Genomic DNA, 13,528 nt, shown 5'->3' on the forward strand with positions numbered 1-13,528 from the left:
AAGGAGTTGTTTAGAACAACCGCTAAAATCAAACTCTTTTATGATTAGCGTTCAATGAAAATAGAGCCAATTTTTTAGCTTTTCAAAAACTTTTCTATTCTTTTGACGCTCTCTGTTTTGCCTAAAATAAAAAGCGCTTCTTTAAGGCCTATCCCGCCCCCCTTGCCCAAAAGGGCTAATCTTAAAGGCTGCATAAAATTACCCGCTTTAATCTTTTCTTCTTCAATGATTTGGTGCATGGCGTTTTCTAGCGCGCTTTCATCGTTGAAATTGGTTGTATTTAATTCCAATTTAAACTTTTCTAACAAAGGCATAACGAGCGCTTGATTGAGTTTTTTCAAAACCTTTTCTTCATACTCCATAGGAGCGGTTAAAACCTCATCTATTTTAAGGGCCAATTCTTTTAAGGTTTGAGATCTTTCTTTGAGAGCGTCCAACAAGCGATCCAATTGAGCGGGGTTTAAATGAGAAAGATCGCTAAAACTAAAAGGTTTTAAAAGTTTTAATAATTCCTGTGCGCTTTGGTTTTTTAAATAATGAGCGTTGAGCCAATTAAGTTTGTGCCAGCTAAAGCAACTGGGCGAAGAATTTAAATCTTTAGGGTCAAACCATTCTAGCAATTCTTGCATGCTAAAAATTTCTTTATCTTGATAGCTCCACCCCAAACGCGCTAAAAAATTCACTAAAGCTTCCTTAAGATAGCCCCTTTCTTGGTAGTCCATCACATTAGTGGCCCCATGGCGTTTGCTTAATTTTTGTCCTTCTTCGTTCAAAATCATCGGCACATGGAAAAAATTAGGGATTTTAAAATTCAAAGCCTTATAGAGAACGATTTGTTTAGGGGTGTTAGAAAGGTGATCATCGCCTCTAATCACATCAGTAATCCCCATTAAAGCGTCATCAATGGTAACCACAAAGTTATAAGTGGGCGTCCCATCGCTCCTGACGATAATAAAATCGTCTATTTCGTTAGTGTTCACTCTCACTTCGCCTTTAACCCCGTCATTAAAACTAATGATTTCATTTTGCGGGACTTTAATCCTTACCACAGGCTCTATGCCTTTAGGGGGCGTGCCTTTAAAATCGCGATAACGATTGTCATAGCGTGGGGTTTCTTTCCTGGCCTTTTGCTCTTCTCTCAAAGCGTCTAATTCATCTTTACTCATGTAGCAATAATAGGCTTTGTCTTCGTCTAAGAGTTTTTGGATATATTCTTTATAAATTTCAAAGCGTTTGGATTGGTAGAGGATTTCTCCGTCGTGTTCTAGCCCCACCCATTTGAAAGCTTCTACAATGGCGTTAGCCGCTTCTATGGAGTTACGGCTCAAATCCGTGTCTTCAATGCGTAAAAAAAACTTTCCTTGATTGGCTCGTGCAAAAAGATAATTAAAAATGGCTGTCCTTAAGCCTCCTATGTGGAGGTAGCCGGTGGGCGATGGAGCGAAGCGCGTAACGATCAAACTCATTATTCTAACCTTAAAAATAAAATGCTCTTATTGTATTCAAAAATGGCTTAAAAATTGTTTCACTTTTTTCTATTAAAATTAGTGTATCATTGAGATTATTTTTAATTAGGATCACCCATGCAATTTCAAAAAACCTTATCTTCTTTATCTTTATCTTTATTATTTTTATCTTTTGGTATCGCTGAAGAAAATGGGGCGTATGCGAGCGTGGGTTTTGAATATTCCATCAGTCATGCCGTTGAACACAATAACCCTTTTTCAAATCAAGAACGCATCCAAATCATTTCTAACGCTCAAAATAAGATCTACAAACTCCATCAAGTCAAAGATGAAATCACCAACATGCCTAAAACCTTTGCATATATCAATAACGCTTTAAAAAACCACTCCAAATTAACCCCCACTGAAATCCAAGCTGAGAAATACTACCTCCAATCCACCTTTGAAAATATTGAAAAAATAATGATGCTTAGCGGTGGCGTTGCATCTCAACCTAAATTAGCCCAAGCGTTAGAAAAAATGCAAGAACCCACCACTAACCCTTTAGAATTAGTAGAAAACTTAAGAAATTTAGAAACGCAATTCAGCCAATCTCAAAACAACATGCTCTCTTCTTTATCTTCTCAGATCGCTCAAATTTCAAATTCTTTGAATGCACTTGATCCTAGCTCTTATTCTAAAAACGTTTCAAGCATGTATGGGGTAGGTTTGAATGTGGGCTATAAGCATTTCTTTACTAAGAAAAAAAATCAAGGGTTGCGCTATTATTTATTCTATGACTATGGTTATAGTAATTTTGGTTTTGTGGGCAATGGCTTTGATGGTTTAGGCAAAATGAATAACCACCTTTATGGGCTTGGCATAGACTATCTTTATAATTTCATTGATAATGCAAAAAAACATTCGAGCGTGGGTTTTTATGTAGGCTTTGCTTTAGCGGGGAGTTCGTGGGTAGGGAGTGGTTTAGGCATGTGGGTGAGTCAAACGGATTTTATCAACAATTACTTGACCAATTATCACGCTAAAATGCACACGAGTTTTTTCCAGATCCCTTTGAATTTTGGGGTTCGTGTGAATGTCAATAGGCACAATGGCTTTGAAATGGGCTTGAAAATCCCTTTAGCGGTCAATTCCTTTTATGAAACGCATGGCAAAGGGCTAAACACCTCGCTCTTTTTCAAACGCCTCGTGGTGTTTAATGTGAGTTATGTTTATAGTTTTTAGGGGGGTAAATGCCTTCAAACGCTCTTTCTGTTGAAGAAATCGCTCATTTAATCAACGTTTCTCATAGCAGCGTGCGTAATTGGATCAAAACCAATCTTTTAGAAAAATTAGAGATTGATCATAAAATTTATGTGAAAACAAGCTCTTTTTTAGATTTTTGCCGCAACCATTTAGGGAAAAACAAGCTTAACAAATACGCTAACAAATCCTTAAAAAGCGCGCATAACCATCAAGAATTGATTTTAAAATACCTAGAAATGTTAGAAAATAGCTCTGATTTAGAAAATCTAGGCTCTTATTATGAAAAAGAGCTTTCCAATACCACCAGAAATTTAGAAGGCATTTACTACACCCCTAATAGGATAGTAGAACAACTTTTCACTCTCCCTAAAGATTTTGATACCTCCCAAGCGATTTTTTGCGATCCGGCTGTGGGGAGTGGGAATTTTGTCATGCATGCTTTAAAACTGGGTTTTAAGGTTGAAAATATCTATGGCTATGATACAGACGCTTTTGCTGTCGCTTTGACTAAAAAGCGTATTAAAGAGCGTTATCATTTAGATTGCCCTAATATTGTGCAAAAAGATTTTTTAAATTTAAAACACACCCCGCAATTTGATTGTATTTTCACTAACCCGCCATGGGGTAAGAAATACAACCAAAACCAAAAAGAAAATTTCAAACAGCAATTCAACCTCTCTCAAAGCCTAGACAGCGCGTCGCTCTTTTTTGTAGCGAGTTTGAATTGCTTAAAAGAAAACGCTCATTTGGGGCTATTATTACCAGAAAGTTGTTTGAATATTGATGCGTTTAGCAAAATGCGAGAAATGGCTTTAAAGTTTCACATTAGAAGCCTGATTGATTTTGACAAACCCTTTAAAAATCTAATGACTAAGGCTGTGGGTTTGGTGCTTAAAAAAACCCCTAATAAGGATCAAAAAATCTCATGCTTTTATCAAAATAGTGAGTTCAAACGATCGCCTTCTTCTTTTTTCAACAACCCTAAAAAGATTTTTAATATCCATTGCTCTAGCAAAGAAAATAAAATTTTAGACCACCTTTTTTCCATTCCCCATATGACTTTAAAAAATAACGCTCATTTTGCTTTAGGGATTGTTACAGGCAACAATAAAGAAAGATTACACTCCAAACAAGAAAAAAATACCATTCCTATTTTCAGGGGTTCAGATATTTTAAAAGACAGATTAAAAGCCACTAGCCAATTCATTAACGCTGATTTAAAAGACTGCCAGCAAGTCGCTCCCTTAAGCCTTTATCAGGCTAGAGAAAAAATCGTGTACAAATTCATTTCTTCAAAACTGGTCTTTTTTTATGACAATAAGCAACACCTTTTTTTAAACAGCACGAACATGTTTGTTTTAAAAGAAAATTTTCCTATCAACGCTCATGCGTTAAAAGAATTGTTAAACAGCGATTTAATGCAATTCATTTTTGAATCGCTTTTTAAAACGCATAAAATCTTAAGAAAAGATTTGGAATGTTTGCCCCTATTTGCGCAATTTATTAACAATAGTTTTGATGAAAAATTTTATTTAAAAAATTTAGGGATAGAAAAAAAAGACCCTAAACATTTCACCATCAGGAAAAACCATGCATGTTGCTTGTCTTTTGGCTTTAGGGGATAACCTCATCACGCTTAGCCTTTTAAAAGAAATCGCTTCCAAACAGCAACGGCCCCTTAAAATCCTAGGCACTCATTTGACTTTAAAAATCGCCAAGCTTTTAGAGTGCAAAAAACATTTTGAGATCATTCCTCTTTTTGAAAATGTCCCTGCTTTTTATGATCTTAAAAAACAAGGCGTTTTTTTGGCGATGAAGGATTTTTTATGGTTGTTAAAAGCGATTAAAAAGCACAAAATCAAACATTTGATTTTAGAAAAACAAGACTTTAGAAGCGCTCTTTTATCCCAATTCATTCCCATAACCACTCCAAATAAAGAAATTAAAAACGTTTATCAAAACCGCCAGGAGTTGTTTTCTCAAATTTATGGGCATGTTTTTGATAATAGTCAATATTCCATGAGTGTAAAAAACCCCAAAAAGATTTTGATCAACCCTTTCACAAGATCCATAGACCGAAGTATCCCTTTAGAGCATTTGCAAATCGTTTTAAAACTCTTAAAACCCTTTTGTGTTACGCTTTTAGATTTTGAAGAACGATACGCTTTTTTACAAAATGAAGCCGCTCATTATCGCACTAAAACCAATCTAGAAGAAGTTAAAAACCTGATTTTAGAAAGCGATTTGTATATAGGGGGGGATTCGTTTTTGATCCATTTGGCTTACTATTTAAAGAAAAATTATTTTATCTTTTTTTATAGGGATAATGACGATTTCATGCCGCCTAATGGTGGGAATGAAAATTTTCTAAAAGCCCATAAAAGCCATTTCATAGAACAGGATTTAGCCAAAAAATTCCGCCATTTGGGGCTATTATAATATTGTGTTATACTTCTAATTTCAATTTTGCTTGTTAGGACATTCATGAAAAATATTAGAAATATCGCTGTAATCGCGCATGTTGATCATGGGAAAACCACTCTAGTAGATGGCTTACTTTCTCAATCTGGCACATTTAGTGAGAGGGAAAAAGTGGATGAAAGGGTGATGGATAGCAATGATTTAGAAAGAGAAAGAGGGATCACTATCCTGTCTAAAAACACCGCTATTTATTACAAAGACACTAAAATCAATATCATTGACACTCCCGGGCATGCTGATTTTGGGGGCGAAGTGGAGCGCGTTTTGAAAATGGTGGATGGGGTGTTGCTTTTAGTGGACGCTCAAGAAGGGGTCATGCCTCAAACTAAATTCGTGGTTAAAAAGGCTTTGAGTTTTGGGATTTGCCCTATTGTGGTGGTGAATAAAATTGATAAGCCTGCCGCTGAACCGGACAGAGTGGTGGATGAAGTTTTTGACTTGTTCGTAGCGATGGGGGCTAGCGATAAGCAATTGGATTTTCCTGTCGTGTATGCCGCCGCACGAGATGGCTATGCGATGAAAAGTTTAGACGATGAAAAGAAAAATTTAGAGCCTTTGTTTGAAACGATTTTAGAGCATGTGCCAAGCCCTAGCGGGAGCGTTGATGAGCCTTTGCAAATGCAAATTTTTACGCTTGATTATGACAATTATGTGGGCAAAATCGGTATCGCTAGAGTGTTTAATGGCTCGGTTAAAAAGAACGAAAGCGTGCTGTTGATGAAAAGCGATGGGAGTAAAGAAAATGGCCGTATCACTAAGCTTATAGGTTTTTTAGGGCTGGCTAGGACGGAGATTGAAAACGCTTATGCGGGCGATATTGTAGCGATTGCTGGGTTTAATGCGATGGATGTGGGCGATAGCGTCGTTGATCCTGCTAACCCCATGCCTTTAGACCCCATGCATTTAGAAGAGCCTACGATGAGCGTGTATTTTGCTGTCAATGATTCGCCCTTAGCCGGGTTAGAAGGAAAGCATGTTACTGCTAATAAGTTGAAAGACAGGCTCTTAAAAGAAATGCAAACCAATATCGCTATGAAATGCGAAGAAATGGGCGAGGGCAAGTTTAAAGTGAGCGGGCGTGGGGAATTGCAAATCACCATTTTAGCTGAAAACTTGCGCCGTGAAGGGTTTGAGTTTAGCATTTCACGCCCTGAAGTCATCATTAAAGAAGAAAATGGCGTTAAATGCGAGCCTTTTGAGCATTTGGTGATTGACACGCCCCAAGATTTTAGCGGGGCTATCATTGAGAGATTAGGCAAAAGAAAAGCCGAGATGAAAGCGATGAATCCCATGAGTGATGGCTATACAAGATTAGAATTTGAAATTCCTGCAAGAGGGCTTATCGGTTATAGGAGCGAGTTTTTAACCGACACTAAAGGCGAAGGCGTGATGAATCATAGCTTTTTGGAATTCCGCCCTTTTAGCGGGAGCGTGGAATCGCGCAAAAATGGGGCGCTCATTAGCATGGAAAATGGCGAAGCGACCGCTTTTTCCCTTTTCAATATCCAAGAAAGAGGCACGCTTTTTATCAACCCCCAAACGAAGGTTTATGTGGGCATGGTTATTGGCGAGCACAGCCGGGATAATGATTTAGATGTCAACCCTATCAAATCCAAGCACTTAACCAACATGAGAGCGAGCGGGAGCGATGATGCGATCAAACTCACCCCGCCTAGGACTATGGTGTTAGAAAGGGCGTTAGAATGGATTGAAGAAGATGAGATTTTGGAGGTTACCCCCTTGAATTTAAGGATCAGGAAAAAGATTTTAGACCCCAACATGAGGAAAAGGGCGAAAAAATAAATAAAACTTTTTGGAATGCATGCGAATTTATTCAACCAAAACGCTAGTAAAAAAGATGTTTTTTTGCACAATTTGCGTTCTAATAATGGGCGTTACAAACGCTATGTAAAAGCCCCTTTAAGATATGGTGGAGGCAAATCTTTAGCTGTAGGGTTAATAGTGGAGTGTATACCTAATGGTGTGCGTAGGGTTATTAGCCCTTTTATAGGTGGGGGGAGCGTAGAAATTGCATGCACGACAGAGTTGGGTTTAGAAGTGTTAGGCTTTGATATTTTTGACATTTTAGTGAATTTTTATCAAGTGCTACTCAAAGACAAACAAGCTCTTTATAACAGCTTGCTTTCTTTAGAACCTAATCAAGAAACTTACAATACCATCAAACAAGAGTTAAAAGCCCATTACAAAAAAGAATGCGTTTTAGACCCTTTAGTTTTGGCTAGAGATTATTACTTTAACTTTAATTTAAGCTATGGGCCGGGATTTTTGGGGTGGATGAGTAAAATTTATACCGATAAACAACGCTATCTAAACACCCTTTTAAAAATTAAAGATTTTAACGCCCCTAGTTTAAAAGTGGAATGCTTTAGTTTTGAAGAAGTGTTGATCGCTTATCCTAATGATTTTTTCTATCTTGACCCCCCTTATGTGTTAGAAAATTCTAAAATGTTTAAGGGGATTTATCCTATGCGTAATTTCCCTATCCACCATAATGGTTTTAAACATGAAGTATTAGCTCACATGCTAAAAAGGCATAAAGGGCCATTTATTTTAAGCTATAATGACTGCGAATTTGTAAGGAATGCTTATAAAGATTTTAAAATTTTAGAACCATCTTGGCAATACACTATGGGACAAGGCGAAACCAGAATGGGTAAAAACCGCTTAGAAAGAGGCGATAATAACCATGTCAAACAATCTCATGAGTTGTTGATCATCAAGGAGTAAAAATGCATATTAGCGGAGTCAAAACTGCCTTTAAAATCGCTGATGTAGAATACGTGAAAGACAGCACAAAGTTGAATTTCAACTATCTTAAGGATTTAAAAGATGAAAACAATCAATCTTTATCTCAAAATATTTTGACTCAAAATGTGGCTAGAGTGTATTTAATTGTAGTGGATGGTGAGATTAAAAAAATCGGTGGTTCTCAAGCAGATGGCGGGATTAAAAGCACGCTCAATATTTACAAAGATGGGGGAGTCAAAGGGAGGCCTAGTATTAGAAGTTTTGGCGTGTGGTATTTTCTTTACCATACGATACTCACAGGGGCTAAAATAGAATTTTACATGATTTATCAGCCTAATTTTGAAACTCAAGTGAAAGGCTTGTTTGGTTTTCATGCAATCAAAGACGCAAGCATCAGCTATAAACTTTTAGAGCAAGCTTGCCTGACGGATTATAGAAACAATAATAATGACGCATTGCCCAAATGGAATGTACAAGAGCAAGGTAAAGATTGGCCAAACGATATTAAAGATGAGCATGCCAATACCACTCAAAAAGCTCAAAACAGAGAAAAAGCTGTTCATAGAAAAGCGATTGACAAACCTAGCAAAACTTAAAAGATTGAATAAAGGTTTTAACCCAATCTCAAAAAAAGGGCTTTAAGTTTTACTCCATTTTAAAAGCATGGGTTTAGATGAAAGGAAAAAATAAAATTTGTATAAAGTAGCCGATATTTTTTGTGGTGCTGGAGGATTGAGCTATGGCTTTTCTGTGCATCCCCATTTTGAATTAGTATGGGCTAACGATATAGACAAGGACGCCATTTTAAGCTATCAAGCCAATCATAAAGAGGCACAAACCATTTTATGCGATATTGCACAACTTCATTGCCACAACTTGCCATGCGTTCCAATTGACATTCTATTAGGCGGACCACCATGCCAGAGCTATTCTACGCTTGGCAAAAGAAAAATGGATGAAAAAGCGAATCTGTTTAAAGAATATTTGCGGCTTTTAGATTTAGTGAAACCAAAAATATTTGTTTTTGAAAATGTGGTGGGTTTAATGTCTATGCAAAAAGGGCAATTGTTCCAACGAATTTGTAACGCTTTTAAAGAGAGAGGTTATATTTTAGAGCATGCCATTTTAAACGCCCTAGATTATGGTGTGCCTCAAATGAGAGAGCGAGTGATTTTAGTGGGCGCGCTTAAAAGTTTTGAACAAAAATTTTACTTCCCTAAACCCATAAAAACGCATTTTTCTCTAAAAGACGCTTTAGGGGATTTACCGCCCATTCAAAGCGGTGAAAATGGCGATGCTTTAGGTTATCTTAAAAATGCGGATAACGTTTTTTTGGAATTTGTGCGAAATTCTAAAGAATTAAGCGAGCATAGCAGTCCTAAAAACAATGAAAAACTGATAAAGATCATGCAAACGCTAAAAGACGGACAGAGTAAAGACGATTTGCCAGAAAGTTTACGCCCCAAAAGCGGTTATATTAATACCTATGCCAAAATGTGGTGGGAAAAACCAGCCCCCACCATTACGAGAAATTTTTCTACCCCAAGCAGTTCTAGGTGTATCCATCCAAGAGACTCTAGAGCGTTAAGCATTAGAGAGGGGGCAAGATTGCAAAGCTTTCCTGATAATTATAAATTCTATGGGAGTGGTAGCGCTAAAAGATTGCAAATTGGCAATGCCGTGCCGCCTTTATTGAGTGTAGCGCTCGCTCATGCTGTCTTTGATTTTTTAAGGGGTAAAAATGTTTGATAATAACGATTTTAAAGGTTATAGAAATTTATTGGGTTTTAATTCTCAAAATGCGTTTAAGGAATTTTTAGGCGCTAAAGACATACAACCTTGCGTTGATTTCAATTATTTAAACGCACTCAAAAAAAGGCTTATTGAAATTTTTAGCGCTATCAATAGTATTTATTGTTTTAAATATAATGAGTATGGATTGGAATGCTTTTTTAAAAACTCTATAGAGCGAGTGTTTTCAAAGATAGTGGACACTCATATTATTTATAAGCTGAATAATCAAGGCAGAAGAGTTGAAGAAGTTTGTTTTTCGTGGATGCGTGGGTTTTTGGTAGCGGAATTTTTTAAGGATTTTATCGCTTGTCTTTTTAACACGCAAAAAGAAACCATCAAATTTTTTGGTGGCGATAATTTTGAGAACATAGAAAGCTTTATAAAGAAGTCCTAAAGCCGATTTTTTTATTGGACAATCATTTATTGCTAGAAGTTCAAAGCGGGTTTCAAGGGATCAATGATATTAAAGAACATAAAGTTTTAGAGGCTAAAAGGCGTTTGATAACGGATAAAATTCCTACTATTGTGGTGCATTTTGACCTGTTTAACAGGCAAGTGGCGTGCGTAGAAATTTCTCAAATCAAAGACAATGATTTGAATTGGATAACCCGCCAACAAATGGAAGGGCAGAGCGTTTTTAATGTTTCGCAAAACTTTTTTGATCACAAAATTACAGAAGTACCTAATAAGCCGCTTTCATAAAAACCCATAATACGGCCTAAATAAAATACAAGATAAGAGTATTAAAAATGTGGTAGGTGGATTGAATGTTTGTTATTTTTTGCCCAATATTCAGCGTGAGTGTGTGTGCCTCAAATAAGAGAGCGAGTGATTTTAGTGGGCGCGCTTAAACGCTTTAAACAAAAATCCCACTCCCCCCTTATATTTTGATTCGCCTTAGCCTTTTTATTGCCTTCTGCTAAAAGTGATCCCATAAACTTCATTCCTGATTTGGAATAAAGGATCAGTAGGGGCTTCTACGCCTTTAGGGAGATCGGCTGGGAAATACACATCTTTATTGCAACCCGTTCCTTCGTATTTTTCAACTTTCAATGTCCCCACTAATAATTCCTTATGCTTGCCTTTCCAAAGCGCGGTCGTGTCGTTAGTGGCATCATTTTGATTCGCAAACACCAGATACATTTGGTATTCTATGGGCTTAGTTTTAAGGTGTTGTTGGAATGAAGAAAGCAGATAATTTGAATCTTTTTGCTTTAATTCTTGGGGGTTAAGATACTTAACGCCATCTTTAGGCACAAATTTCCATCTCGCAGGCAATAATTCCTCTTTCTTATCTTTAAACCTGAACGCATGCACGCTATAATAAGGCGTGTTAGCCACGCTTGAGCTAATCCCTATCGTTTTCATATAGGCGGCAAAATTCCTATAAGAGGGGACTTCTTCATAAAGCTTTTTGATTCTTGCTTCATCCACCTTGCCATTTTTAGGAATCCTCATCTCAAAAAATTGGGCGAACTCTTCAGGGTTTTTGGCAAAATTGATTTCTGTATTGAGCATCACCATTGTCCAACTAGCGTTTTGATTTTCTAGTTTTAACGCCATTCCCCTAACCTTGCTTTTATCGTCCATCATCGCACCCCCTAAAGAATACCTTACAGACGCAGGGATTTCTTTTTCACTGAGTAATGGCACATCTAAATCTTTTTTTGCTTGCAAATTAGGGAGGAACACGCCTTTAGCGCAAAATCCTTTCGTGTGGTTGATTTTCATTTTAGGCTCTTTGGCGTTGAGTTTGTAAAAAATATCCGCAATCTCTTCAGCGCTCACTTCATGGGCTTTTAAAAAACCCAAACTCAAAACCAAACACAAGCTCAAACCAATTTTTTTCATTTTTGCTCCTTATTGTCATTTTTTTAATCTATGTATTTGGTGTAAAAACCATTTTTAGCTTTAAAATATTATCATGCTATATACTATCAATGCAGATAGTTTTTAAAGCGACTATGTAAAATAGAAGCTTTTTCACTAGCAAACTGGCGTTTGAAAATTTAAATTTTGTAAATTTTAAGAAAAACTAGCTTGATTTTAAACTAAATCTATATTCTTTTATGCTACAATTATTTCTACAGAGTAATTTATCTATTCTCAGGTAAAGTAAGGAAGAGGAATGAAATTAAAGAAACGAAAAGTTGCGGCTGCATTGCTAAAGCGTTTTACCTTGCCACTATTGTTCACTACGGGTTCATTAGGGGCGGTTACTTATGAAGTGCATGGAGATTTTATCAATTTTGCTAAAGTGGGTTTTAACCATTCGCCTATTAACCCTGTTAAAGGTATCTATCCTACAGAGACTTTTGTTAACCTTACAGGTAAGCTAGAGGGGTCTGTGCATTTAGGTAGGGGATGGACCGTGAATTTAGGCGGTGTTTTGGGTGGACAAGTTTATGATAGCACTAGGTATGATAGGTGGGCAAAGGATTTTACTCCCCCAAGCTATTGGGATAAAACTTCTTGCGGCACCGATTCTATGAGTCTTTGTATGAACGCTACTAAAATGTGGCAGCAATCAGGGCCAGGTGGTATTATTAACCCTAGAGGTCTTGGTTGGGAATATATGGGTGAGTGGAACGGCTTGTTCCCTAACTACTATCCGGCTAACGCCTACTTGCCCGGTGGTTCAAGGCGCTATGAAGTTTATAAAGCGAATCTCACCTATGACAGCGACAGAGTCCATATGGTCATGGGGCGTTTTGACGTTACAGAGCAGGAGCAAATGGATTGGGTTTACCAATTGTTCCAAGGTTTTTATGGGACTTTCAAGCTTACGAATAAGATGAAATTCTTGCTCTTTAGCTCTTGGGGTCGTGGTATCGCTGATGGTCAATGGTTGTTCCCCATTTATCGTGAAAAGCCTTGGGGTATTCATAAGGCGGGTATTATTTATCGCCCTACAAAGAATCTAATGATTCACCCTTATGTGTATCTCATCCCAATGGTAGGTACATTGCCCGGTGCTAAAATAGAATACGATACCAATCCTGAGTTTAGCGGTATGGGTATTAGGAACAGAACGACTTTTTATGTGTTATATGACTATCGTTGGAATAACGCTGAATACGGCCGTTACGCACCCGCTCGTTATAACACTTGGGATCCGTTCTTGGATAATGGTAAGTGGCGCGGCTTGCAAGGTCCTGGTGGTGCGACGCTCTTTTTACGCCACCATATAGACATTAACAACTACTTTGTGGTTGGTGGTGCTTATCTCAACATTGGTAACCCTAACATGAACTTAGGTACTTGGGGTAACATCATCGCTGTGGATGGTATCGAACAATGGGTTGGCAGTATCTACAGCTTAGGGTTTGCAGGGATTGACAACATTACCGATGCTGACGCGTTCACTGAGTATGTTAAAGGTGGAGGTAAGCATGGTAAGTTCAGTTGGAGTCTCTATCAACGCTTCACCACCGCTCCAAGGGCATTGGAATATGGTATTGGTATGTATCTAGACTATCAGTTCAGCAAACATGTTAAAGCGGGTCTCAAACTCGTGTGGTTAGAGTTCCAAATTCGTGCGGGTTACAACCCTGGAACTGGTTTCCTTGGGCCAAACGGTCAGCCGCTTAACTTGAATAATGGTTTGTTTGAATCTTCTGCATTCGCGCAAGGTCCTCAAGACATAGGTGGCATTAAAAAGAGTATTACCCAAGATAGAAGCCATTTGATGACACACATCAGTTATAGTTTCTAAGAGAGTTCTCCCCCTATCTCTTAGATATGCCTTTTTTGTATTTTTATTTTAATATCTT

Annotated in this window: 10 protein-coding genes and 1 pseudogene; 9 read left to right on the forward strand and 2 right to left on the reverse strand. The window is 37.6% G+C overall.

The window, feature by feature from the left end:
• Positions 1-74: 74 nt before the first annotated feature.
• Positions 75-1,466, reverse strand: coding sequence for a glutamate--tRNA ligase (gene gltX, locus HPB14_RS02225; RefSeq protein WP_000053279.1), 1,392 nt, complete (start codon positions 1,464-1,466; stop codon positions 75-77).
• A 117-nt stretch (positions 1,467-1,583) separates the two neighbouring features.
• Here gltX and hopJ point away from each other — a divergent pair, with 117 nt between their 5' ends.
• The 8 genes and pseudogenes from hopJ to HPB14_RS08385 all read left to right on the forward strand — a co-directional run bounded on the left by hopJ (position 1,584) and on the right by HPB14_RS08385 (position 10,457).
• Positions 1,584-2,690, forward strand: coding sequence for a Hop family outer membrane protein HopJ/HopK (hopJ, locus tag HPB14_RS02230; RefSeq protein ID WP_001160447.1), 1,107 nt, complete (start codon positions 1,584-1,586; stop codon positions 2,688-2,690).
• Between the two features lie 8 nt (positions 2,691-2,698).
• Positions 2,699-4,336 carry a class I SAM-dependent methyltransferase gene (locus HPB14_RS02235; protein WP_001139743.1) on the forward strand — a complete coding sequence of 546 codons (1,638 nt, stop codon included), beginning with the start codon at positions 2,699-2,701 and terminating at the stop codon, positions 4,334-4,336.
• Positions 4,302-5,150 (forward strand): glycosyltransferase family 9 protein, encoded by an 849-nt coding sequence (locus HPB14_RS02240; RefSeq protein ID WP_000557835.1) that lies wholly within the window; start codon positions 4,302-4,304, stop codon positions 5,148-5,150. Before HPB14_RS02235 ends, HPB14_RS02240 begins: the two co-directional genes overlap by 35 nt.
• A gap of 45 nt (positions 5,151-5,195) precedes the next feature.
• Positions 5,196-6,995 (forward strand): translational GTPase TypA, encoded by a 1,800-nt coding sequence (gene typA / locus HPB14_RS02245; RefSeq protein WP_000790221.1) that lies wholly within the window; start codon positions 5,196-5,198, stop codon positions 6,993-6,995.
• 15 nt (positions 6,996-7,010) lie between these two features.
• Positions 7,011-7,940, forward strand: coding sequence for a DNA adenine methylase (locus HPB14_RS02250; RefSeq protein WP_000543248.1), 930 nt, complete (start codon positions 7,011-7,013; stop codon positions 7,938-7,940).
• 2 nt (positions 7,941-7,942) lie between these two features.
• Entirely contained in the window at positions 7,943-8,557 is a 615-nt protein-coding gene (locus HPB14_RS02255; RefSeq protein ID WP_000548192.1) for a GIY-YIG nuclease family protein, read from the forward strand.
• Positions 8,558-8,654: 97 nt separating this feature from the next.
• Entirely contained in the window at positions 8,655-9,710 is a 1,056-nt protein-coding gene (locus tag HPB14_RS02260; RefSeq protein WP_000278712.1) for a DNA cytosine methyltransferase, read from the forward strand.
• Positions 9,703-10,457: pseudogene (locus tag HPB14_RS08385) on the forward strand (restriction endonuclease). Before HPB14_RS02260 ends, HPB14_RS08385 begins: the two are co-directional and overlap by 8 nt.
• 204 nt (positions 10,458-10,661) lie before the next feature.
• Here the strand turns inward: HPB14_RS08385 and HPB14_RS02275 are convergent.
• Entirely contained in the window at positions 10,662-11,606 is a 945-nt protein-coding gene (locus HPB14_RS02275) for a catalase family peroxidase (RefSeq protein WP_000719574.1), read from the reverse strand.
• Between the two features lie 277 nt (positions 11,607-11,883).
• On the opposite strand from HPB14_RS02275, the gene hofC reads away from it, so the two are divergent.
• A complete protein-coding gene (gene hofC / locus HPB14_RS02280; protein WP_000768590.1) occupies positions 11,884-13,470 on the forward strand; it encodes an outer membrane beta-barrel protein HofC in 1,587 nt (528 codons plus the stop codon).
• The last annotated feature ends 58 nt before the right edge of the window (positions 13,471-13,528 follow it).

Source organism: Helicobacter pylori HUP-B14, assembly GCF_000259235.1.
Taxonomy (GTDB): domain Bacteria; phylum Campylobacterota; class Campylobacteria; order Campylobacterales; family Helicobacteraceae; genus Helicobacter; species Helicobacter pylori_CU.